This is a genomic window from Neobacillus mesonae, assembly GCF_001636315.1.
GTDB classification, from domain to species: Bacteria; Bacillota; Bacilli; order Bacillales; family Cytobacillaceae; genus Neobacillus; species Neobacillus mesonae.
On the sequence record NZ_KV440949.1, the window covers coordinates 956,306 to 980,126 of the forward strand.

A 23,821-nucleotide genomic window follows, 5' to 3' on the forward strand; every position below is an offset into this window, starting at 1 on the left:
GTTTTCTCCTTCCTAAAGGCGGTGTGAGCAGAGCTCAGCAAAAACTTATTTAAGTGAAGAATCTATTTTTTTATAGCAAGCTTTGCTAAAGTGATTCTTTTATGCGGCGCTCCGCTCTTTATCCACTAAACGATAAACATTGCATCACCAAAGCTGAAGAAACGGTATTTTTCTTCTACAGCGGTATTATAGGCGTGCAAAATATGCTCCCTGCTGGCCAAAGCACTGACAAGCATAATCAAAGTTGATTTTGGCAGGTGGAAATTTGTAATCATTCCGTCAATCCCTTTAAATTCATAGCCGGGATAAATGAAAATATCCGTCCAGCCGCTGCATCCGATAAATTGTCCGTTATTAGCGTGGGCAATCGTCTCTAACGTTCTTGTCGAGGTCGTACCAACTGTAATAATTCTGCCGCCGCTGTTTCTAACCTTATTGAGCAGTGTTGCTGTTTCATCAGTCATGATATAAAATTCCGCATGCATATCATGTCCTTCTACATCATCCGCACTTACCGGCCTGAAGGTCCCGAGACCAACATGAAGCGTGATAAAGGCAATATGAACGCCCATTCCGGCAATCTCCTGCAGCAATTCTTCAGTAAAATGAAGCCCGGCTGTCGGCGCTGCCGCTGAACCTGGTTCCTTTGCATAAACCGTTTGGTACCTGTCTTGATCATCAAGCTGTTCTTTAATATAAGGCGGTAATGGCATTTGACCTAACTGATCAAGAATTTCGTAAAAAATTCCCTCATATTTAAATTCAAATGTCCGTCCCCCGTGGTCAGATTCCCCGGTACAAACAGCTGTGAGCAGACCATCGCCGAATTCAACGACTGTACCTTCCTTCACGCGCTTTGCCGGTTTAACAAGTGTCTCCCACTCATCACCTTCAAGCTGTTTTAACAGCAGCACTTCAATTTTCGCGCCAGTATCTGTTTTGACGCCAAAAAGGCGTGCGGGCAGTACCTTCGTATCATTTAAAACAAGGCAGTCCCCTTCACGCAAATACTTAGTAATATCCTTAAACACTTCATGCTGAATGTCACCTGTTTCCTTGTTCAGTACCATTAACCTGCTGTCGGTCCTTTTCTTCAGCGGAACCTGGGCAATTAATTCTTCTGGTAAATGAAAATCAAACAAATCTACTTTCATCTTCAAACATCCTAACTTTAACGAAATCTCCCTATGAAATAAAATATAAGGGATAGTACAATACTTACAACAATTGAGGTAACCACCGGGAAATAAAAGGTTGTATTCCCTTTTTTCACAACAATATCACCCGGCAGCTTCCCCAAATGCAAAAATGGCATCAATAAGCCGATTAGAAAAATAACCGCGCCAATAATCATCAATGTTTTTGATAATCCTGTCAAGGCGCAGGCACCTCCATACCAAAGTGATGATAGACTGCCGCTGTTACCATACGTCCGCGCGGCGTCCGCTGGAGAAAGCCGATCTGCAATAAATAAGGCTCATACACATCTTCAATTGTTTCCGACTCTTCACCAATAGAAGCCGCAATTGTATCAAGCCCAACCGGACCACCGCGGAATTTTTCAATAATCCCTTTTAATAGCTTATGGTCAATATGGTCAAGGCCGCGCTGATCCACCTGCAACAGTTCTAGCGCTTCTTTGGCAAGCGAGAGATGGATTTCCCCATCCCCTTTCACTTGGGCAAAGTCGCGGACACGTCTTAGCAGGCGGTTGGCAATACGCGGTGTTCCCCTCGCCCTTCTGGCAATTTCCGCTGCTGATTGATGATCAATTTCCGTCTCAAACAATTCGGCAGTCCGTAGCACAATACTTGTCAGATGTTCTTCTTTATAATACTCGAGACGGGATAAAACTCCAAATCGGTCTCTCAGCGGAGCCGACAGCGAGCCGGCTCTTGTCGTTGCTCCCACAAGGGTGAAAGGCGGCAAATCAAGGCGGATTGATCTCGCGCTTGGACCTTTGCCGATAACGATATCGAGGCAAAAGTCCTCCATCGCCGGGTACAGCACCTCTTCAATCGAACGCGGCAGACGATGGATTTCGTCGATAAACAGTACATCCCCTGGCTCAAGTGCGGTAAGGATCGCCGCTAAATCACCAGGCCTTTCAATTGCCGGTCCTGAAGTTGTTCTAATGTTCACACCCATTTCATTAGCAATAATCATTGCAAGAGTGGTTTTTCCTAATCCGGGCGGTCCGTAAAGCAGCACATGGTCGAGGGTTTCTCTCCGCTGTTTTGCGGCCTTGATAAAAATCTCCAAGTTCTCCCGTACCTGATCCTGTCCGATATATTGCCTAAGTGATTGCGGACGCAGGCTTTGTTCGAAACTCACTTCACTCTCATTAACTTCACTGGAAATGATCCGCTCTTCCATATACGATCACCTATTTTAATAGCCGCTGCAGGGCTTTTTTAATATATTGGTCTGTGGATAGCTGTTCCTTCTGTAATTCAGGTGAAATTTTCCTTATTTCCTTTTCAGAATAGCCAAGTGCTTTTAAGGCAAGAACCGCTTCTTCAAAGGCCGTATTCGCTGATTCTGTATGTATTGGAAGCTGATCCGCATTGAATAAATTCGGAAAGTAGTCGGGAACGACATCCTGCAATTTTCCCTTTAAATCAAGAATCATCTGCCGGGCTGTTTTCTTGCCGACACCAGGGAATTTAACGAGAAATTTCTCGTCCTCATTTTCAATTGCATTTACAACCTGCTGGACCTCGCCGGAAGCAAGGATGGCAAGCGCCCCTTTAGGTCCGATACCTGAAACATTCAATAATTTGGTAAATAGCTTCTTTTCTTCTCTCGTTTCAAAGCCGTATAGTGCCATTACATCCTCACGAACATAATGGTATGTATAAACCGTTACCATTGTTTCCATTTTACCGGCATAAATAAACGGATTCGGCGTCGATATTTGAAAACCAATTCCGTTGTTTTCGATGACAATATATTCCGGTCCGACAAAATCAACGGTCCCTTTGATAAATTCAAACAATCCGCTTCTCTCCCCTAATCTATTGACACTGCCATGCGAAAATCGCACTGTATTCCATTCTAACATATTTTCGAAGTGTAGTTGAAGAAATTAGTGCTAGGGTTACGATTCGCTAATAAAACGTTCAAATTCGCTATTATACTTTAAAAATTCGCTAATACCCTCTCTTGAAAGATAAAAAAAATCAGGCTGATATATTCGTCAGTCTGATTTTCCATCCATATTATTCTTTTGTGACGGAGTAAGGCTTAAATGTTTCTAATACCTTTACGTAATGGTCCTTAGTTTTTATAGGAATTCCTTGCAGCAATTCCTCCTGCTTATTACTCTCAAGCTTTTTCATATCTAGTTGAAAAAATGATTGAATGATCTTAGAGCTTCTTGGTCTTCCGTTAAAAATCGTCAATACGCCGTCTTCTGTTATGCCGAAATAGCCATTTGCTTTTAACAAAGGTGAAATATCATCCATTTGTCTAGTAAATACCATTGTCGACTCATCTCGACTCTTCAACGTCCAAGCATCATACTTAGTCCAGAAGTTTTCCATTGACCAGCTTGTCTCGTGAACAATCTCTTGACTGACTTCTCCATCCAAATAAACTCGTTCCAAAATGACTGTAATATGCAGAGGTTCCGTCGCTTGCTTGGTCTCCACTGATGCAGCGAAACCATCTTGTGTCATTCCTAAATTGACGAGAATAACAGAAAACACGGCGAAACAAAAGAGCATTATAGCTTTTTTAATGAACCTCATGCCTCTCACCTCTTATGTTAAAAAATTAACAAGCTTTTTCATTTCTAGTTTAGCCTTTTTTTGCCTTTTTATTCGAAAGCTTGGGATTCCTGCTTAACCCTTTCTAATTTTCCCAGTAATCATTTTTCCATTCAAAAAGGCAAAGCCAGGAAAGCTTTGCCTTTTTACCATTATTTAACCGATTTCGGTATTTTCATCGGTATATCATTATTGATGTTACGGTCACGTCCAAAAGTACCTTCATCAATAATGACCTTCACCGTCTTTCCAGGGACATATGGCTGGACCGCTCTTTTGATTGCGCGTTTTGTATTGGAAGCTGCTGCTTTACTTTCGTCCACTAAACGTACTGAGATCCAGACGGAATGGCCGTAAGCCACATTACGGATGCTTCTGACATTAGCAACATCTGCCACCTTATCCCTAATGGCATCGGTGACATCTTCCTGGAACCCATGACCAACATATGTCTCGTTATTGCCCATTTTACGATTTAAGTGACCATGGTAATTCATGTCACTTGTACTAAAACGGTTATCACGCTGGAAAAAATTCCGATCCGTTTTCGCCAATGGTGTCGTCGGGTTTATTGGATGCCCATTTTTGTCCCTTGTTTGAAAATCGTTTCTACTTTGTTGATTAAAATTTCGGTCTTCATCCCCTAAGGTATGATCCATCATTTCTGTGACAGCGCCATCATTGTCTCGATATAAAGCGTTGCTGTTGTCCGGGTGGTTTTCATTGGAGTAATACCCCATTGGCCGGGCCAGGTTATTGGCATCATTGACACCCTTGCTGTTATTATTGGCACAGCCCGCTGCTCCAACAATCATTAAAGCAGAAAGCGCAAATCTCCATCGGTTCCTGTTCAAGCGAAAAACCCCCTCACGTTAATCCTGAGCACATAAGCATGCTCAATATTAGGGTGTTAACATAAGGAGGATTTCATTCTTCTAAAAAAACGACTTTACTCCAAAACGCCTTTAATTTGATGAAAAAATTTTTTCCGGGCATAAAACTGGCCAATCGATAAGTCCATGACCTGCTGTAATTTCTTTTGATTGGAATAAGATTGTTCTCTTACTAATCGATTCCATTCGCGTAAAATATCAGCAGGATAGGCAAGCGCATATAAAAATGCTTTATCACGAAGCAAACTTCGAAATTGTTTATAACTGCCAAGTTTATTTAATGACCAATCGATATAGGGAAGAATCCTGTTAGCATACTGTAAATAATCAAGAGCTGCGGGACCAATGCTAATTAAGTCAAAATCAATTAAATACAGCTTTCCCTTTTTATCGCGTAAAAAATTATGGTGGGCAACATCCCCATGTAGAATGACGTACGGTTCTTTTTCAAAATAGTTGATGTTCTTTTCCATCCCGTTAAGGGACCAGTCGGCCCATGCAACCATTTCCGAAATAAACGGCTCATTCATAAAATATCTGAGAAATGGGATGTTATTCGAAAAGATCATTAGTCTTTCTTTCCATTTATCAGTTAAGTCTGCTTTTGAGAGAAGCCTCTCGTATCTTGCTTCAAATGAAGCGGTAGTCTGGTGAAATTTCTCCAATAAATCAAGCCCTTCTCGGCGGTCCTTCTGCTCATAATAAGTAAAAGTTGATTTATTAGGGGAAATATATTCGATACAGCCAAAATAAGTACCTTCAAAGTACAGCTGTTCTTTGCCGGTGGTGTCCAAAAAGGCGTACGTGTTGGAAAAACCCTCTTTTCTGAGTGTCGCCGTGAACGCTTCTTGCAGTTTCAGCCTGCGGTTAGATTGATATCCTTTCATGACATACAGGTTTTTTTCTGTTTTTAACAAAAGAACAGACCTTTGCAGCGGGGTCATGTCAACCACTTTTTCATGAAATTGCGACTGAAAATAAGAGAAGAGACGATCAAAATAAGCATCGTCTCCATGCATGTTTTCTGACGGTTTAACTCGATTCGTCATGGTATCCTGGCATTCCGTAAGAACTTGTTCCCATTGGTCCTATCCCATATGGATTCATAAAAGGTGGCTGGGCGACATCATTGGGTCCTGTATATGGTGCGCTATAAATCGGCGGTGTCGGCGGTACAAAATCTACCGGCATACCTGCTGGCTGTCCAGGGCCGCAACCACAATCCCCTCCGGCTCCTGTCGGTAAACCTTGTACCGATGCTTCTTGCATCAACGGTATTGGAGCTCCCATAGCCTGAGAAGCCCGTTCCGGAGATTCATAATCAAATTCCGGTCCTCTGGTGTATGGTGTAGTGCCCATCATTTGTGGATATCCATATGGTGTTGGCCCATATGGCTGGTATCCGCCGCTGTATGGGGCGCCTGCTCCCGGCCCATAAGCTCCATCGGGAATACCCGGTGCTGCCGGTGCTCCTGGAGTAAATTCCATTCCTGCGGGAAAGCCTCCCGCACCCGGAGTCTGCATATGCCCTCCTGAATACCCTCCAGGCATTTCACCATACCCTCCTGGATATCCTCCTGAATGCCCCCCAGGCATTTCACCATACCCTCCTGGATATCCTCCTGGATGCCCCCCAGGCATTTCACCGTATCCTGCTGGTGTTTGACCATACCCCATCGGCATACCGCCATAAGCTCCTGGCATTGGCTGGTAGGCTTGCTGCATTCCATAAGCCCCAGGCTCCATTCCCATCGGCTGTTGGAAGCCCGGTGCTGCCCCTTGTGGATATGTGCCTTCCATTACCGGTCCACCGGGATTATACCCGGGATTATAACCAGGGTTATACCCAGGATTCATCGGCATTTGCGGCATAAAGGCAGATGATTCATCATGATAGTGTGGCATATAAGCTCCGCCCATCATTGGACCCGGATTATTCGGCGTCATGTTAGGGAGCATATTCGGCACCGCATTGGATACAGGCATCATTTGAGCTGGTGCCTGAACTGGCGGGCAAGGCATTTGCATTGGAATACCCCCAAATGGCGGACAGAAACCCGGTCCTGGCATAACTGGAGTAACCGGGACGCAGTAGTCTTGCACCGGCGGACATTCCGGTACCGGCAGCGGTGCCGGAATTGGCATTTCTTTCTTTGGAACCTCCTTCACCTCTGGAAGGATGTTAGCCGGTTTTGGCGGCAGCTCCGGTTTTACCGTCATATTCGTCATATTGGTCATATAATAATTATTAATATCGATTTCAGGAACTACTTGTAGAGGCATTTTTGGGGTATAAGGCGCTTTGGGTGCTTCTTTGATAATTGGCTGCTCTTTGATTGGAACTTCCTTAATTGGGACTTCCTTAATTGGAACTTCTTTGATCGGTACCTCCTTAATTGGTACTTCCTTTGCAAACGGCTGCTCAGCTTTGATTGGCCCTTCTTTTTTGATAGTTCCACCTGTTGTCGGGACCTTTATTTTCATTCCGGGCATAATCATATCAGGGTTGCTGAGCTGTGAATTCATCTTTTTCAGCTCTTCAAAATTCACGCCGTACTTCTTGGCGATCTTCCAAAGAGTATCCCCTTTCTGTACGATATGGATCTTCACTCTGATTTCCCTCCTATGGCATAAGTCCATATAGTGTATGTGGAAATGGGCAAATTGCTATCATTCTTCACAAAAACTTATGCTGGTTTTTCCAAAAATATGTTTATCCAAGCTTCAGTCTCCAGGTTAACTGCGTTTCTTTTTAAAAATCTGTATGGTACTATGTAAGCATGTAACATGTTAAGGAGCGTTAAATAATGGAACAAAAAAAGATACTAGGGGACGAACGGAGAAGGTTTATTTTACAACTATTAAAAGATAGCAGCCATCCAATTACCGGCAGTGAATTAGCCGAGAAGACAAATGTAAGCCGGCAGGTAATCGTCGGTGATATTACGCTGCTTAAAGCTAGGGGCGAGCCGATCATCGCAACAAGCCAAGGGTATATGTTTTTACAGCAGCGGACTGGTAATGTAGTTTATGAACGAACCATCGCCTGCCGTCATAATCTGGCTGAAACCGAAAAAGAGCTTAATATCATTGTGGACTACGGAGTTACAGTGAAGGATGTTAAAATTGAGCATGCCATTTACGGCGATTTAACAGCCTCCATAATGGTGTCAAACAGACAGGAAGTAAAGCAATTCATTGAAAAGCTTAAAACAACTAAAGCGCCGCTGCTTTCAGAATTAACCGGAGGCATTCATTTACATACATTAACAGCCGCAACTGAGTCAGCCCTCGACAAAGCTGAAGCCGCGCTTTATAAAGAAGGAATATTGCTGGAATCATAAAAAGGACCTACGAGAGGTCCTTTTCTTAATCCAAATCCACCATGATCGCAGGATAGCTTCCGAGCAGCTTCACACTGCAGCCTAAAGCTTCCATTTCCGCGATTGCTCCTGGAATTAACACATCATCTAGCTTCATTTCCAAATCAATAATAAAGAAGTAATTACCAATTCCAGTTTTCATTGGTCTTGATTCAATTTTTGAGAGATTTATTTTTCGCCAAGCAAATGCAGACAACACTTGGTGCAGGGCACCCGCCTGGTCTGACGGTAAGGTTACCATTAATGTTGTACGGTAATGGGATGAACCGCTGAGAACTTGAAAATCAATATTTTGTTCGGATAAAACAATAAACCGGGTATGGTTATAGTCAAAATCGTGAATACTTCGCTCAACGATGGTTGCCCCATATTCTTTTGCCGCCAATTCATTGGCAATCGCAGCTGCGTTCTGCTCTGGTGATTCCATAATCATTTTGGCTGCGGCAGCTGTGGAGGAAACACTTTCGTACGGCACTCCCTTAAAGTGTTTATGTAAAAATTTATGACACTGAGCAATCGCATGGGAGTGGCTGTAAATTTTTTCAGCATCCTGCCAGCTCTCTGCATTCTGCGGGTGAACCATTAAATGCTGTTTAATTGGAATCGTAATTTCCCCGATAATCGGAAGTTCAGCAACCTGCGTTAAATAATCAAGCGTAATATTAACAGATCCTTCTAATGCGTTTTCCAAAGGGACAACAGCAAGCTCTACATCATGGTTAGAAACTGCGTCCATACATCCCGGAATCGTCTGATACGGAACATGTTCGAATCTTTCAAAAACTTTCTTCACAGCTAATTCCGTAAATGTTGCCTTTGGGCCTAAATAACCTACCTTCACTTCTCTTACTCCCCTCTTAAAAGAAAGCCAGGAACCGCAACCGAGGATAAACCTCTACGCGCCTGTTCCCAGCACCTCAACCTTCTCGACAAATGCCAATTTTCTTAACTCAGAAAGCAATGCTTCAATATCATTTTCCATTTCCGATGTGTTTAAAGATAGTGTAACATTCGCTCTCCCCTGCAGCGGAATCGTCTGGTGAATCGTCAACACGTTACAGCCGGAAGCGGCCACAATACTTAACAGCTTCGATAATGTTCCAGAACGATCTTCCAGATGAAAAAACAATGATACCAAGCGCTCTTTTTGAATCGTAGAAAACGGGAAAACCGTATCCCGATATTTATAAAAGGCACTTCTGCTTAAATCCACCTTTTGGGCAGCATCCCAAATTGATTCTGCTTTTCCGCGTTCGAGCATTTCTTTGGCATCAAGTGTTTTTTTCATCGCTTCCGGCAGCACATCTTCACGGACTAAATAAAATTTCTTTTCAAAGTTGTCCATTATCATCTCTACCTTTTTGGAAACTTTCTATTCAATAAATTCAAACTCAAATTCCAACAATTTAACGATATCCCCGTCTTTGGCTCCTCTTTGTCTTAGTGCATCATCTACTCCCAAGCCGCGAAGCTGTCTTGAGAAGCGGCGGACAGATTCATCACGTGAGAAATCAGTCATCTTAAACAGTTTTTCAAGTTTTTCACCGGAAAGTACAAAGCTGCCATCCGGTTCTCTTGTAATGACAAAGGCATCCGGGTCTGCTTCGTGTTTGTATAGGACACGGTTAACTCCTTCATCCTCATCGTGGTCAAGCGGGAATTCCGGTGTCTCCTCTAATTTATCCGCTACGGCAAACAGCAGCTCACGCAATCCTTTTCGGGTAATCGCAGAAATCGGATAAATTGGATACTCCTCTTCCAGCTGTTCCTTAAACCTTTGCAGATTTTCCTCGGCATCCGGCATGTCCATTTTATTCGCGACAATAATCTGCGGACGTTCTGTCAACCTAAGGTTATACTCTTTTAATTCACGATTGATTGTCAGATAATCATCAAACGGGTCGCGGCCTTCTGTCGCGGCCATATCAATGACATGGACAATAACTCTTGTCCGTTCAATATGACGTAAAAACTGATGCCCTAAACCGACTCCGGCGTGCGCCCCTTCAATCAATCCAGGCAAATCGGCCATGACAAAGCTTCGGTTATCCTCGGTTTCCACCATTCCAAGGTTAGGAACAATGGTTGTAAAATGATACTCGGCAATTTTCGGCTTTGCCGATGAAACAACCGATAACAATGTCGACTTCCCAACACTAGGGAATCCGACAAGCCCAACGTCAGCTAAAAGCTTCAATTCTAAAATGACATCGCGCTCTTGACCCGGTTCGCCGTTTTCAGCAATTTCTGGCGCCGGGTTGGCAGGTGTCGCAAACCGTGAGTTACCACGACCGCCGCGGCCGCCTTTAGCGATGACAGCCTGCTGGCCATGCTCAACTAAATCAGCGATTACTATCTTCGTTTCAGCGTCCATCACCACAGTTCCAGGCGGGACTTTTACAACCATATCCTTGGCGTTTCGGCCATGCTGGTTCTTAGACATACCATGCTCGCCGCGCGATGCTTTAAAATGGCGCTGATAACGAAAATCCATCAGCGTCCGTAAACCCTCGTCAACCTTAAATACTACATCGGCACCCTTACCGCCGTCGCCGCCAGCAGGACCACCCTTTGGTACATATTTTTCACGACGGTAAGCGACCATGCCATTGCCGCCGTCCCCGCCTTTCACATAAATCTTTACTTGATCGACAAACATACGTTAAAATCCTCCGGTCGTAGAAAAATAACAGAGAATCGCTTGGCTCTGCCGGGCTAAACAGCCGGCAAATAAATCTCCAATGTGAGTTCATTATCCGAAAATTCCTTAACCGCCGATTCAAACTGGGCAGTTTGTTCAGCAAGGAATTTCTCAATCAATTCTCTGTTCATTATTATCCCGCTAAAATCAAAAAAGAAACGAAGCCCATTTGATTGCGGTTCTATCGTAATTGATAAATGATTTTCCTGAAATGGTTCTATTGCTTTATTTAAACATGAAAAAAATTGCTTTGTCCAATTTGTTAAGGCCTCGTCATCTACCATCACTGCTTCCTTGCAGTTTAATACCTCATATTCAAGTTCAAACGTGGGATTTTCCCAATTCGTTTTCAATAGCAGTGAAACAAACCCCTTGATTGGCAGATTAGAGAGATTCGTCTCATTCTGTGCCTCAATGATGATCTCATCAATAACCGTTTTGACACGGTCAATCCGGTTTAAATCGATATTCCCCTTTATGAGCTGCAGCTTATTCATCCAGTCATGACGTGAATGCCGCAGCACCTCAATTATACCCCATTGTTTCTCCATACCTTCGCTCCCAATTTCGTTATCCGAAAAACTATTTGCTGTTAGTATATCAAAAAAACAACCATGCGTAAGCAATTTTTCTATGTATACAGGGAAAATGTCTGAATTTATGAAGAACTTTTTGAAGATTTCTTGATGAAGTTATTGAAAAAAAGAAAACTCTAACCGACCGGGTTAGAGTTTTCAGGCAGCTATTAAGCTTCTTGAGCTACTGGATATACGCTCACTTTTTTGCGGTCACGACCAAAGCGCTCGAATTTTACAACGCCGTCGATTTTTGCAAATAGAGTGTCGTCTCCGCCGCGGCCAACGTTTTCACCTGGATAAATCTTTGTACCGCGTTGACGGTAAAGGATAGAACCGCCAGTTACGAATTGACCGTCTGCACGCTTAGCACCAAGGCGCTTTGCGATAGAGTCACGTCCGTTCTTTGTAGAACCTACCCCTTTTTTAGATGCAAACAACTGAAGATCTAATTTTAATAGCATGTTATTCCACCTCCTGCTTTTTGAAGGTAATTTTTATGTTCTTCCCATAATCAATTTCAATCGTTCGGAGTGCAACAATCATGCCTTCGAGGAGAAGCTGCACTTTTCCGCTTGTATCTTCCGGAAGTTCATCCGGAACCACACAGCGAAGTAAACCGGAATCATGATCAATTTCAGGAGTAACACCTGTCAGCTCATGCACCGCATTAATGGCGCCAACTGATACGGCCGATACTCCGGCACAGACAATATCCTTGCCCCGCCTATCAAATAGAGCATGCCCGCTTATCTCGAACGACTGAATCTCATCGGATTTCGTACGATTAATCACTACTTGAATCATCTAAATTCCAACACCTTACGCGTTGATTTTTTCGATGACGACTTTAGTGTAAGGTTGACGATGACCTTGTTTCTTGTGATAGTTTTTCTTTGCTTTGTACTTGAAAACAACGATTTTCTTCGCACGGCCTTGTTTTTCAACTTTAGCTGTAACAGTTGCGCCTTCAACAACAGGGCTTCCAACTTTTACAGTTTCGCCGCCAACGAAAAGAACCTTGTCAAAAGTAACAGTTTCACCAGCTTCTACGTTTAATTTCTCAATGTAGATTGCTTGGCCTTCTTCAACTTTCACTTGCTTACCGCCAGTTTCGATAATTGCGTACATAACTGCACCTCCTTATAAACTCAGACTCGCCATCTGCAGGTGTTTGCTTTTGAGGGCAAAATCTTATAACCTGGTATGTGCGGTTGTAGCACGGGTGCTACAAACAACATTAAAATCCTACCATAATCCAAAGCTTTATGTCAATAGTTTACTTTGGATGATATCTCCTGCTCTTCCCCGAACTGCGTTAAAATATAATAATGTTCAATCGAAGGCTGGATGGAAAAATAAATCTTAAAATGAAGGATTTCTTCTAAAACCTCTTTGTAGGATTGGTCAGGACCAATCAATGCATCCTTCACTTCATTTGTCGTTTCAACAAGCACAGCCTCGTATTCCGAATGGCGGTGTTCTAACAGTTCCCTCTCAAGTCGGAAGGCAACTGTCTCAGCACTTAACACCCGGCCAGTCCCGTTACAAACAGGACATTTTACCTGCATTGCCTCGGAAATCGCCACCTTCGTTCTTTTCCTTGTCAGCTGCAGGATACCGAGCTGTGTAAAGCCGACAACTTTAGTCCTTCTCTCATCCTTCGCCAGCTCCCGCTCGACCGTGTTTTGAATCTTATCCCGATCCTGTTCCCGTTTCATATCAATGAAATCAATCAGGATGATACCGCCTATATCGCGAAGTTTTAACTGACGAACAATTTCTTTCGCGGCAAGCTGATTCGTTTTAAACACCGTATCCTGATAATCTGCCTTCCCGGAAAATTTTCCGGTATTTACATCGATGATCGTCAGCGCCTCTGTTTCGTCAAAAATCAAATAGGCGCCGTTATCTAGCCAAACTATTCGCTTTAATGCCTTCTCAATTTCGGATTCCACCTTGTAAGCCGAAAAAATATTTTCTTTTCCATTGTAGTAGCTGACTGTTACTTTTCCATGGTCAAGCAGCTTTTTTAAGGTCAAATCATCTACGATTACTTCACCATCGGTTATTCTCGAGACTTCCTCTTCGATCATTTCGCTAAAATGATCTTTTTGAAAAATTAATCCCGGCTTTTTCAATGAAGAGGTTTGGTGAAGGTGATCATAATATTGCTGCCTTAATTTGTGGAGTTCATTTTGAAGCTCGATTTCCGCCGCATTCTCGCTTGAGGTTCGAAAAATAAGTCCTTCTTCCTCCGTTTTGAATTGGCTGCTGAGTTTCTTAAGCTGTTCTTTTCGGTTGTCGTCGGCGATTTTCTTGGAAAACGCCACATAATGCCCTTTTGGCATGTAAATCAAATGTTTCCCTGGAATTTCAATAATACCAGTCACTTTCGGACCTTTCGTCCCCGTCGCATCCTTGTCCACCTGCACGAGCATTTTTTCCCCTTGATGAACGAACGAAGTAATATTCTTTTCTTTTTCCTGGGATGCCACATAAGCAGGAATTGCGTCACGGTGTAAATAAGCATTTTTTTCAATGCCGATATCAATAAAGGCCGCATTCATTCCCAGCAGCACCTTCGTAACCGTCCCAAAATAAATATTACCGACCAAAGAACGATGCTCCGGCCGGTCAAAAACGATTTTTTCCACTCGATTATCTCTAATATGGGCAAACCTTTTTTCACGTGAAGCGGTATTAACAATTAACCTTTCCAAACCAAACGTCCTCGCTTTTTTCTCAGATGGTATTATTATAACCTTTTAATACAAAAAGAGAAGGTCGCTGATTTTATCGGTTAACCGTTTTTCCGTGAAATAAGCATGCAACAGTTCATTTTCGTCCAAAGTGCCCTTTTTCTCTCCTGCTGCTTCCACCAAAATCGGGTGCTTGCAGCCGCGCTGGAATTTTTCCAAAACATGAATCAGTAAATCCTCTTCCCTTGCCTGAATCGGCACCAGTTCATCCGGATTGGATTTATTGCCGTAATAACGCTCTAGTAAAAAGCGCATGAAAATAAAGCGCCGCTGCTTCCATTCATAGTAGATGGAAAATAGCAGATAGCCAATCACAACCCATACATTAATATGCGCTGGCGCCGTCAGCAGAATGGCCATTGAAAAAACGGCCAGACTTATCAGGGAAATATATAATGTTATTTGATGAGCCCTGGCAAAGGAATTTTTTAATGAGAGCATTAAAAATACCAGCTTTCCGCCATCCAGCGGCCAAACCGGAAATAAATTAAATACAAGAATCATCAAATTATATTGAATAAATAACTGATATAAGTCATCTGGTATGATGTTTAGCGACAAGAGCCCATATGCCGCCGCCATCATCCAGACGTGCTGCAGCGGCCCGGCAAGCACCACAATTGCTTCTTCCTTTAGCGGTCGGTTGCCATGCTCATCCATCTCCGCCACACCGCCAAATGGCAGGAGCGTGATTTTTTTTATCCGCCAGGAAAAAAAAGAAGCTGCGGCTGCATGCCCCATTTCATGAATAAAAATAATTCCGAATAACATACAAACTTCGCGGAAATGTGCCGTTACAATGGACAGGGCAATGATCAGCCACAGCAATGGATGGATATAGACGAGCCGCAGTAGAGAAATCAATCTACTCAAAGCGGATCACCTTTACAGGGTCGATAAAACTATCATCCTTTTTAACGGCAAAATAGTATTGACCCTTCGTTTTGTCTTCACCGCCAGACTCCGACACCGTTCCGACCACCGTTCGCTTTTCGATATATTCATACAATTTCACTTTAATACTTTCTAAATTTCCGTACCACGTTTCCGATCCATCCCCATGCTGCACAATGACGGTTTTCCCTAATCCTTCTTTTACCCCGGCAAAAAGGACATTACCTCCATTAATTGCTTGAACCGGAGCTCCTTTTCCAGTTTCAATCATGATTCCCTGGCCATTCTTTTCAAAGTTTTCAAGGAGTCTTCCAGTAACCGGAATAGCTCCCCTTTGGACTTGTTCTTTCGTGTCTGATTGTTCCTTCTCTGTGAACGGAAGCAAAGCAAGCGGTTTGCCAAATTTATCCTCATACCATTTGGAAACGGTGGCAAACTTAAATTCCTTGTCCATTGTTTTGACAACAAAATTTCTCGCCGGCTCTAAAGCCGGGATTTCACTGCGGAACATGATGCCCACCACTAGAAACAACAGGATGGAAGCTAATATTTTGAAAAAGAAGACCTCTTTTTTAAACAGAGGATGTCCATCATCATCTCCATCTGATGGGGAAATATAGTTGTATCCGTAGGACTCATCATCACCGGGCCATAATAATTGGTGCTCTTGTCTTTTCCCGGCTGTTCCAGTTCCTGTTGTTCCTTTACCTTTCTTTCTCTTGGCAATTCGTCGCCGTATTTCATCCGCCGTAGACCGCGCCATACCCATCAATCCTTTACGAGCTTTTGTACAAGTCTATGTGGGGAGTGAGGGGAGTATGACTGGTTTTGAATGAGGATGTTGTTGTTGGCTGCTTTTTTTATAGAGTGGGATTAGGGTGGGGGCTATGTTACTTTTGGGCGGAATTTTTGTGTTGTTTGGGCACGTAGATGGAGGATACGTTACGTTGAGGCGAGGGATTTGCGCTTGAGGGGCACGTAGAGGGGGCCTACGTTACCATGAGTCAGGATATTTACGCTGGACGGGCACGTAGACGCCTTCTACGTTTCCTTGAGGCGGTGAATTCGCGCTGGATGGGCACGTAGACGCGTTCTACGTTTCCTTGAGGCGGGATATTTACTCTGGACGGGCACGTAGACGCCTTCTACGTTTCCTTGAGACTGGATATTTACTCTGGATGGGCACGTAGACGCTTTCTATGTTACCTTGAGGCGGGATATTTACTCTGGATGGGCACGTAGACGCCTTCTACGTTACCTTGAGACGGAGTATTTGCGCTGGACGGGCACGTAAATAAAGATCTATTCTTTAAAAAGGAAATCTGCATCTTTAATTAGGTGTTTTTCACCCAAATTGTAAAGGTATCCTAACCAATTGACCACAGAAGCAACATTTTCCTCTTTTCGGGTAATGAACCTCTTCACCATTGACCAAAATATCAACCTATTCTTCTTTTCAGTCAATGCAACCCCCCTTCCATTGACCAAAATATCAATCTTTTCCCCATTTCGGGCAATGCAACCCGCCTCCATTAACCGAAAATACAAATTTTCCTCTTTTTTGGGCAATGCAACCTCTTTCCATTGACCAAAACATCAATCTTTTCTTCTTTTCAGTCAATGCAACCTCTTTCCATTGACCAAAATATCAACCTATTCTTCTTTTCGGGCAATGCAACCCCCTTCCATTAACCGAAAATACAAATTTTCCTCTTTTTCGGGCAATGCAACCCCTTTCCATTGACCAAAATATCAATCTTTTCCCCATTTCGGGCAATGCAACCCGCCTCCATTAACCGAAAATACAATTTTTCCTCTTTTTTGGGCAATGCAACCCCTTCTCGGAAATCAAAAAAGACAAAAAAGCCTGTCCACCAAAAATAGCAGACAGGCTAAATATATTACCGTACACCAAAAAACTTTTTAATCCGGCCAAACATGCCTTTGTTCGCTTCTTCAAGCGGCTGGAGCGGGATTGATTCTCCGAGAATCCTCCTCGCAATATTGCGGTAGGCAATAGAGGCTTTGCTGTTTGGATTTAAAGCGATCGGCTCCCCATGATTCGAAGCTCTGATGACCTCGTCATCGTCAGCAACAATGCCGATAAGACCTATTGATAAGTGCTCCGCAATTTCATCTAAGTCAAGCATATCGCCATTTCTCATCATATGGTTGCGAATACGGTTCACGATTAACTTCGGGGCTTCCATATGCTTTTCTTTTTCAAGCAGGCCAATGATTCTGTCGGCATCGCGTACGGCAGAAACTTCTGGCGTTGTTACGACGATTGCTTTGTCGGCACCGGCCACCGCATTCTTATAGCCCTGCTCAATGCCTGCAGGACAGTCGATAATGATATAATCATAATCTTGTTTTAATTCATCCATCAGCTTCTTCATTTGCTCGACCGTAACGGCGTTTTTATCAACAGTTTGGGCAGCTGGCAATAAGTATAATAAGCCATCAAATCGTTTGTCTTTCACCAATGCTTGATGGATTTTGCAGCGTCCATCGACCACATCAACAAGATCATAGATAATTCTGTTTTCAAGTCCCATTACGACATCCAAGTTTCGGAGACCGATGTCTGTATCAACCAAGCATACCTTCTTGCCTTGGAGGGCGAGCGCTGTGCCAATATTGGCGCTGGTTGTCGTTTTACCGACGCCGCCCTTGCCGGATGTAATTACAATTGCTTCTCCCACTCTAATGTCCCCCTTCTAATCTCGTTAAATTAGGTCTTAACTGAATTAAAACTTGTAATCTATCAATTTTGATTTGATGGTTCTCATCATCTATGTAGGCACATACCATGTCATGTTTTTCATCTGCAGGAAGGGAATCCGGTGCCGAATAATGCGTATCGCTGATTTTCAGCAGGGATGGTCTCATACTGGATGCGGAAATCACAGCTTGTTCATTTCCAGAGAATCCGGCATGGGCGATTCCTTTTAATGCTCCCATGACAAAAATGTTCCCGCCCGCTATGACCGTGCCGCCCGGATTGACATCGCCGATTAGCAATAAATCACCCGCGACTTGTAAAACTTGTCCGGATCGAATGATTTTTGAAACGGTGACAACCTCGTTTTCTGCCCGCACCTGGTCCGCTTCTTCCCTCGTAATAACATTTGAGTAAATATCCTCGACAACGAGGTTCTTCTTTTGCCGAATCAGCTCTTTTAATTCCTCTCGCTGCTCTTCGGTTACGTAACGGTTGCCGACCTCCAGTTTGACGGAGATTAATTGGCGCTCTTCCTGAGTTCTAGTATTTGCCGAAAGCTTCTGGTCCAGCTCCCTCTTTAATTCATCATAGGAACAGCTGTCATCGAGACGAAGAACCAGACCATCCTTTGTACCTTTTATTGTAACATTTTGCCGTTTTTTCATGGAGAAAAATTCACCTCATAACAAGAAAACAATTTCGGAATCACAGACAGAACCCGCCTGACCCGAAGGAGTTATTTCCATATCTTAATAAAATTCGACACGAACTGTCCATTCTCCTTTTTTTACCGAGGATTATTCGTCTCTTAATGCTTCGGCATACTTTTCAAAGTAGCGTTTTAAAGGATAAATGAAGATTAGCAAAAATGCCGCATTCAGTATTAATGTAGGATATAAACGCAGATTTAAAAAGTCTAGAAAATCTAGGTTTGTTACGTGAATCAAATAATCCATTTCATACACGCCAATCTCGAGAAGCGCGATTCCCAAAATCGAGACAAAGTAGGCAACGATGATATTAGCCTGCAAGACATGCATAATTTTGGAAATAACATAGGCGACAAATGGAAAGAGAAATAAATAAATGCCGATAATTTCAATATAAACAATATCAAATATCAAGCCAAAAATGGCTGCGTAAATAATCCCTTTTTTCCTGCCAACAAAAATCGTCAGCAAGAGCAAGGCGGAAAATAAAAAACGGGGCGCTAAAATTCGATTCCCCCCGAAAAAATCTCCCGGTAAAAATTGTACAAAAAGACTTTCGGCAATAAAAAGCAGTATAAATAAAAGGGGAAGAAGGAATTTCCTCACAATTCCTCCTCCTTCCCGTTCGATATATCTTTTTTAGCTGGCTGCGTCATCGAACGTTTAATAATAATGACATTTTGCACATCGTAGAAATCTGCCCCCGGCTTTACTAATGCCATTTGGTTTAATCCATATTGGTCTGTTTTCACATCGACGACTTTACCAATCATTAAACCGCCAGGAAAAACACCGCCCAGTCCAGAGGTGGTAACCGTTTGTCCCTTTTCAATCTTTGCCCCTGATGGGATGCTCTTGATTTGAAGCAGCTTTTGCTTGTCGTCAAATCCTTGAACAAAACCATATACATTAGAATCCTTGCCTTGAATCACAGCGGAAATCCTATTTTTCGGATCCATTGCACTTAACAGCTGTACGGTTGAACTAAATTGGTTGACACTTTTCACTTTCCCAATCAACCCGTTTGCGGTAATAACCGCCATATTCTTTTTAATGCCTTTTAGATTACCTTTGTCAATGATAATCATTTCATGCCAACGATCAGGATTCCTGCCAATTACGGTAGCTGGTTGTGTTTCATAATCTCTCAGGGTCTCTTTTTCACCGAGAATGTCACGTAATTCACTGTTATCTTTTTTCAGCGCTTGAACTTCCGCTTCAAGGCTGGCAATTTTCTCAACCCGTGATTTTAGTTCTTTATTCTCATTATATGTATTCTGCAAGTCCTGAAGATTTTCAAAAAAGCCCCCAATATAGTTGGCGGGCTTTGAAACCAGGGATTGAACCCAGCCAGTCGTGTCTTTGACAAATTGCTCCGGCCAGGATAGTTTCTCTCTCTCCCTTAAAGAAAACCCAATCAATGCCACGAGAACAATAATGCTGACTAGCAAAATGATCAGACGTTTATTCAAAAAGAACTGTGGCATGATGATACACCTCTCGATTCTGTCTAGCTTAAGCGCCCGTTTAGCGACAAGGATACGTCATCAAGCGGGCGCTTGGAGCTTTTCTTTTATCTAGATTCTTTCGCTTTGTTTTTAAATAGCTGAATATTATCAAGCGCCTTGCCGGTACCGATGGCCACGCAGTCGAGCGGGTTTTCAGCGATTAATACAGGCATTTTCGTTTCTTCGCTGATCACACGGTCCAAATTACGAAGCAGCGCCCCGCCGCCTGTTAAGACAATGCCACGGTCCATAATATCGGCCGCAAGTTCAGGCGGAGTTTTTTCCAAAGTATTTTTCACTGCCTCAACGATGGAAAATACGGTATCATTTAAAGCAGCGGAAATTTCTTTCGGTGTAATTTCGATTGTTTTTGGCAGACCGGTTAATAAGTCACGGCCGCGAATTTCCATATTGTCGATCCCTTCAGGAACACCGGCCGAACCGACTTCCATCTTAATCGTTTCCGCAGTCCGGTCACCGATTAATAAATTATAATTTTTTCTAATATAAGTAATAATTGCATCATCCATTTCATCACCGGCCACACGAATCGACTGGCTGGTTACAATACCACCTAAAGAAATAATCGCTACTTCAGTCGTACCGCCGCCGATATCAACGACCATGCTGCCGGTTGGCTCCCAAACAGGAAGATTGGCACCAATTGCGGCTGCAAACGGTTCTTCAATCGTATATGCGTCCTTAGCCCCAGCCTGTCTTGTCGCATCGATTACAGCGCGTTCCTCAACCGCGGTAATTCCTGATGGAACACAGACCATTATATATGGTTTACCTGCAAAAGGTCCTTTATTTTTGACCGCTTGACGAATCAAATGCTTCATTAATGCTGAAGTTGTTTCAAAATCAGCAATTACCCCGTCCTTCATAGGTCTTAATGCCACTACATTGCCCGGCGTCCGGCCAATCATATTTTTCGCGTCATTTCCGACAGCGACAATGCTTTTTGTATCTGTTTGCAACGCCACCACTGACGGCTCGCGTAATACGATTCCTTTACCTTTTACGTACACAAGGGTATTGGCTGTACCCAAGTCAATTCCAAGATCTTTTGTTCCAATTCCTAACATCGTGTGTATCTCCCTTTCTGATACGAATTGCTTTAACTAGGCAGGTATGACCTTTATATCATGTCTTTATTGTTAAAATAGTAATAAGCTATTTCAAAAAACATCCTAAAAAATCATAACCAATATTATATCGCAACGTCAAATAAAAACATAGACTTATACATATCCTTTTTCCTTCAAACTAACAAACTTATTTTCCCCAATGATTAAGTGGTCGAGTAAATCAATGCCGATAATTTTCCCGCATTCAACTAAACGCTTCGTGACTTCTATATCCTCACGGCTTGGCGAGGGGTCCCCAGAAGGATGATTATGCAGCGCAATGACCGAAGCGGCTGAGCGTTTTAATGCTTCACGGAAGACCTCCCGCGGGTGGACAATCGAAGCATTTAAGCTGCCAATAAAAACCGTCTGCTTATGAATCACCTGGTTCTTTGTATTTAAGTACAAACAAACAAAATGCTCCTGCGTTAAAAAGCGCATATCGTTCATAACGTATTTGGCGCCGTCCTCCGGTGAACGAATCACATAACGGTCGGTGAAGTTCAGATTGGCAATTCTTCGGCCAATTTCTACAGCGGCAAGAATTTGAATCGCCTTGGCCGTGCCAATCCCTTTGATTTCGGTTATTTCCTCCAGTGTTGCGGATTTTAATTGCCGCAGCCCTTCAAAATGGGTCAGCATACGATTTGCTAACTGCAGCACTGACTCATCCTTCGTACCGTTCCTCAGCAGGATCGCAATCAATTCATGGTTCGAAAGACTCTGAGGCCCGTGAAGTATAAAACGTTCTCTTGGCCGTTCATCCTGCGGAAAATCACGAATCATTAATGTTTTGGTAGACACACCTTTTCCTCCCTAAGTGGCAGGGAGTTAATGATGGCCTAATACGGCAGCTGATAGCCTAACCGTCTCAATTCCCGTATCGTCCGTGAAACTGGCAGACCGACAACTGCAAAATAGTCCCCGTGTATTTTTTTGACAAGCATACTTCCTAGCTGCTGAATACCATATGCTCCTGCTTTATCAAGCGGTTCACCGCTTTTCACATATGAACGTATCAAGTCGTCCGTTAACTCCCAAAACCATACTTCTGTTTTTTCGAAAAACTTCGTCGAGTTATCTTGCGACACAATGGATACACCTGTGTAGACTTCATGCTGTTTTCCTGAAAGAGTTTGTAGCATTGAAATAGCTTCCGCCTCATCGCTTGGCTTCCCTAGGATTTGATTATTCGCAACCACTACCGTATCTGAGCCGATTACAAAAGCGTCTTGATGGTCTTGAAAAACTTTTCTCGCTTTGCGATCAGCTAATTCCATAACTACTTCTTCCGGTGAAAGCTTTGGATCAAAGCTCTCATCAACTTCACTGCTTGAAATTGCGAATGTTAGATGGAGATTTTCTAGTAGTTCTTTTCGCCGTGGAGAAGAAGAGGCTAAAATGAGGTTCTGCATGTCATCACCTTACCTTTTTTGCTTCTAAAGGGAGATACATGTTAATGGTATCAGAAATCGAAGAAGCAAACAATTTTTATATCATTAAATTTTGATGAATTTTGGAAAATTATGCAGTAATTTTGCCCACGTTCCTAATCTTGTCACTCCAAAAAGCCCGCCCCTTTTGGAACAGGCTATTTTGATAAAATAATTTCCCGGAAAATAGCGACTTTTGACATAGGTTGTTTTAACAGATTTACAGTGAGTAATAGGCAGCTAAAAAATTCAATAAGTGCTGCTGAGATTCTTTTAAACTCTTAGCATCTTTTGAACCTTCAAATTCCTTTACTTTTTTATCCGCACCTTGTAATTCGGATTTTAAACTTGTTACTTTTTTATTCGTAATTCCCCCTGTATTTAATTTCTTTTCAATTATGGCTAATGCACTGCTCCCATCTTCGGACAGATCATTGGTTAATAGCGCACCCGAAGTAACTAAAGAAAGAGTTTCATAAATGGTTGGAATCGCATCTAAAAAGTTCTTTTCATTTGCGTTAAGACCGGAAAGATTCTTTTCTTCTAGTAAAAACGGTTTTGCGAAGGCATCTTCCACTCCGTTTGCTTTATATTGTGCAGCCAATGATTTAGCGTCCTCAATGGTGTGCGTCACCCCAAGAAAAATATAGAATTTGTCATCCATATTGATTGTTTGGGTTGGAACGCCAAGAGAGGCTAGTTGATTAGAAACGTTATCAGCACTTTCTTTCGAACCATATACGCCGCCCTGAACAACAAAGGCTGTTTGCTGTTTGATTGTTATCGATGTTGTGCCGGCAGCAGGCTTCTTAGTATCTTCTTTTTTCGGTTCCTCAATGACTGGCGGGGTGGTGACTGACTTTTCAACAGGAGGGCCGTTCAGCAGTTTGAGCATGAATACACCGATGGTTGTCCCAATGAGAATCGCAAAAACAGCCGTAACCAAAATGGAACTGATTGGCTTGCCGTTTTTCTTTTTATAATAATTTGAAAACGAAACCGTTTTTTTGTTGTTTGGTTTTTGTTGGCCTTTTCCCTTCCCCTTTCCTTTAGCCATCGGAACCTTACTATCCTCTTCGTCATTCTCCATTGATTCGGGAATGATCCAGTCGAAGCTCTCTTCCTCGTTTTCCTGTGCTGCTGCCACTTCTAATTTTGTATCCTCTTCTATTTTGTTAGGATCTAATTCTACGATTTTATCCTTTACCGGGCCGCTTTCCTTCGTCTCGCCTTTACGAAGTTCTTCCTGATAGGCTTTATTGTCTCCATTTATTTTAATCGTGATTGTGCCCTTTTTAGGCTTGTCCACAGCGCGTACTCCTTTCTCTATAAATAGC

At 42.9% G+C, this 23,821-nt stretch carries 27 protein-coding genes, 1 pseudogene and 1 other annotated feature; of the genes and pseudogenes, 1 reads left to right on the top strand and 27 read right to left on the bottom strand.

The genetic code is table 11. The features are described from left to right. Positions 1 to 125: 125 nt before the first annotated feature. From queA to safA, 8 genes and pseudogenes are all read right to left on the bottom strand, one after another. Positions 126 to 1,154 (bottom strand): tRNA preQ1(34) S-adenosylmethionine ribosyltransferase-isomerase QueA, encoded by a 1,029-nt coding sequence (gene queA / locus A6749_RS04865; protein WP_066385886.1) that lies wholly within the window; start codon positions 1,152 to 1,154, stop codon positions 126 to 128. Between the two features lie 17 nt (positions 1,155 to 1,171). Continuing rightward, complete coding sequence (locus A6749_RS04870) at positions 1,172 to 1,378, bottom strand: DUF2905 domain-containing protein (RefSeq protein WP_066385888.1); 207 nt, start codon at positions 1,376 to 1,378, stop codon at positions 1,172 to 1,174. Beyond that, positions 1,375 to 2,376, bottom strand: coding sequence for a Holliday junction branch migration DNA helicase RuvB (gene ruvB / locus A6749_RS04875; protein WP_066385890.1), 1,002 nt, complete (start codon positions 2,374 to 2,376; stop codon positions 1,375 to 1,377). Before ruvB ends, A6749_RS04870 begins: the two co-directional genes overlap by 4 nt. A gap of 10 nt (positions 2,377 to 2,386) precedes the next feature. Further along, a complete protein-coding gene (gene ruvA, locus A6749_RS04880) occupies positions 2,387 to 2,998 on the bottom strand; it encodes a Holliday junction branch migration protein RuvA (RefSeq protein ID WP_066385892.1) in 612 nt (203 codons plus the stop codon). 223 nt (positions 2,999 to 3,221) lie between these two features. Continuing rightward, positions 3,222 to 3,752: an intercompartmental signaling factor BofC gene (locus tag A6749_RS04885; protein ID WP_066385894.1), complete on the bottom strand. Its 531-nt coding sequence runs from the start codon at positions 3,750 to 3,752 to the stop codon at positions 3,222 to 3,224. A 170-nt stretch (positions 3,753 to 3,922) separates the two neighbouring features. Next, positions 3,923 to 4,624, bottom strand: coding sequence for a YhcN/YlaJ family sporulation lipoprotein (locus A6749_RS04890; protein ID WP_066385897.1), 702 nt, complete (start codon positions 4,622 to 4,624; stop codon positions 3,923 to 3,925). 95 nt (positions 4,625 to 4,719) lie between these two features. Next, entirely contained in the window at positions 4,720 to 5,712 is a 993-nt protein-coding gene (locus A6749_RS04895; protein WP_066385899.1) for a phosphotransferase, read from the bottom strand. 1,426 nt (positions 5,713 to 7,138) lie between these two features. Next, a pseudogene (gene safA / locus A6749_RS29360) lies at positions 7,139 to 7,303 on the bottom strand (SafA/ExsA family spore coat assembly protein); the annotation flags it as partial. 164 nt (positions 7,304 to 7,467) lie between these two features. Here safA and A6749_RS04905 point away from each other — a divergent pair. Next, positions 7,468 to 8,007 (top strand): transcription repressor NadR, encoded by a 540-nt coding sequence (locus A6749_RS04905; protein ID WP_066385904.1) that lies wholly within the window; start codon positions 7,468 to 7,470, stop codon positions 8,005 to 8,007. 25 nt (positions 8,008 to 8,032) lie between these two features. On the opposite strand, the gene pheA is transcribed toward A6749_RS04905, so the two are convergent. From pheA to A6749_RS05000, 19 genes are all read right to left on the bottom strand, one after another. Further along, positions 8,033 to 8,887 carry a prephenate dehydratase gene (gene pheA / locus A6749_RS04910; protein WP_066385907.1) on the bottom strand — a complete coding sequence of 285 codons (855 nt, stop codon included), beginning with the start codon at positions 8,885 to 8,887 and terminating at the stop codon, positions 8,033 to 8,035. Between the two features lie 54 nt (positions 8,888 to 8,941). Beyond that, positions 8,942 to 9,397, bottom strand: a complete 456-nt coding sequence (locus tag A6749_RS04915; protein WP_066385913.1) for an ACT domain-containing protein — start codon at positions 9,395 to 9,397, stop codon at positions 8,942 to 8,944. 21 nt (positions 9,398 to 9,418) lie between these two features. Then, positions 9,419 to 10,705, bottom strand: coding sequence for a GTPase ObgE (obgE, locus tag A6749_RS04920; RefSeq protein ID WP_066385915.1), 1,287 nt, complete (start codon positions 10,703 to 10,705; stop codon positions 9,419 to 9,421). A gap of 56 nt (positions 10,706 to 10,761) precedes the next feature. Next, on the bottom strand, positions 10,762 to 11,298 hold the full coding sequence (locus A6749_RS04925) for a sporulation initiation phosphotransferase B (RefSeq protein ID WP_066385916.1): 537 nt from the start codon (positions 11,296 to 11,298) through the stop codon (positions 10,762 to 10,764). Between the two features lie 194 nt (positions 11,299 to 11,492). Further along, positions 11,493 to 11,786, bottom strand: a complete 294-nt coding sequence (gene rpmA / locus A6749_RS04930) for a 50S ribosomal protein L27 (protein WP_066385918.1) — start codon at positions 11,784 to 11,786, stop codon at positions 11,493 to 11,495. A 1-nt stretch (position 11,787) separates the two neighbouring features. Then, positions 11,788 to 12,129: a ribosomal-processing cysteine protease Prp gene (locus tag A6749_RS04935; RefSeq protein ID WP_066385919.1), complete on the bottom strand. Its 342-nt coding sequence runs from the start codon at positions 12,127 to 12,129 to the stop codon at positions 11,788 to 11,790. 15 nt (positions 12,130 to 12,144) lie between these two features. Further along, entirely contained in the window at positions 12,145 to 12,453 is a 309-nt protein-coding gene (gene rplU, locus A6749_RS04940; RefSeq protein ID WP_066385920.1) for a 50S ribosomal protein L21, read from the bottom strand. Positions 12,454 to 12,465: 12 nt separating this feature from the next. Beyond that, positions 12,466 to 12,548, bottom strand: a sequence feature (ribosomal protein L21 leader region). Between the two features lie 45 nt (positions 12,549 to 12,593). After that, the gene (locus A6749_RS04945; RefSeq protein ID WP_066385923.1) at positions 12,594 to 14,045 is read right to left on the bottom strand and encodes an Rne/Rng family ribonuclease; all 1,452 of its coding nucleotides are present in this window, start codon (positions 14,043 to 14,045) and stop codon (positions 12,594 to 12,596) included. 45 nt (positions 14,046 to 14,090) lie between these two features. Further along, positions 14,091 to 14,957, bottom strand: coding sequence for a M50 family metallopeptidase (locus A6749_RS04950; RefSeq protein WP_066385928.1), 867 nt, complete (start codon positions 14,955 to 14,957; stop codon positions 14,091 to 14,093). Further along, entirely contained in the window at positions 14,950 to 15,741 is a 792-nt protein-coding gene (locus A6749_RS04955; RefSeq protein ID WP_330220439.1) for a M23 family metallopeptidase, read from the bottom strand. Before A6749_RS04955 ends, A6749_RS04950 begins: the two co-directional genes overlap by 8 nt. 539 nt (positions 15,742 to 16,280) lie before the next feature. Further along, positions 16,281 to 16,442, bottom strand: a complete 162-nt coding sequence (locus tag A6749_RS28300) for a hypothetical protein (RefSeq protein ID WP_161487110.1) — start codon at positions 16,440 to 16,442, stop codon at positions 16,281 to 16,283. A 437-nt stretch (positions 16,443 to 16,879) separates the two neighbouring features. Then, positions 16,880 to 17,683, bottom strand: coding sequence for a septum site-determining protein MinD (gene minD, locus A6749_RS04965; protein WP_066385934.1), 804 nt, complete (start codon positions 17,681 to 17,683; stop codon positions 16,880 to 16,882). Position 17,684: 1 nt separating this feature from the next. Further along, a complete protein-coding gene (gene minC, locus A6749_RS04970) occupies positions 17,685 to 18,368 on the bottom strand; it encodes a septum site-determining protein MinC (protein WP_066385936.1) in 684 nt (227 codons plus the stop codon). Between the two features lie 132 nt (positions 18,369 to 18,500). Next, the gene (mreD, locus tag A6749_RS04975) at positions 18,501 to 19,019 is read right to left on the bottom strand and encodes a rod shape-determining protein MreD (protein ID WP_066385938.1); all 519 of its coding nucleotides are present in this window, start codon (positions 19,017 to 19,019) and stop codon (positions 18,501 to 18,503) included. Then, positions 19,016 to 19,900 (bottom strand): rod shape-determining protein MreC, encoded by an 885-nt coding sequence (gene mreC, locus A6749_RS04980; protein WP_066385940.1) that lies wholly within the window; start codon positions 19,898 to 19,900, stop codon positions 19,016 to 19,018. The genes mreD and mreC overlap by 4 nt, the downstream gene beginning before the upstream one ends. A gap of 86 nt (positions 19,901 to 19,986) precedes the next feature. Then, positions 19,987 to 21,009, bottom strand: coding sequence for a rod shape-determining protein (locus A6749_RS04985; RefSeq protein WP_066385941.1), 1,023 nt, complete (start codon positions 21,007 to 21,009; stop codon positions 19,987 to 19,989). A 156-nt stretch (positions 21,010 to 21,165) separates the two neighbouring features. Then, positions 21,166 to 21,855 carry a RadC family protein gene (gene radC / locus A6749_RS04990; protein WP_066385942.1) on the bottom strand — a complete coding sequence of 230 codons (690 nt, stop codon included), beginning with the start codon at positions 21,853 to 21,855 and terminating at the stop codon, positions 21,166 to 21,168. A gap of 38 nt (positions 21,856 to 21,893) precedes the next feature. Then, positions 21,894 to 22,466: a Maf family protein gene (locus A6749_RS04995; RefSeq protein WP_066385944.1), complete on the bottom strand. Its 573-nt coding sequence runs from the start codon at positions 22,464 to 22,466 to the stop codon at positions 21,894 to 21,896. A 238-nt stretch (positions 22,467 to 22,704) separates the two neighbouring features. Next, positions 22,705 to 23,793 (bottom strand): SPOR domain-containing protein, encoded by a 1,089-nt coding sequence (locus tag A6749_RS05000; protein ID WP_066385947.1) that lies wholly within the window; start codon positions 23,791 to 23,793, stop codon positions 22,705 to 22,707. Positions 23,794 to 23,821 lie beyond the last annotated feature (28 nt).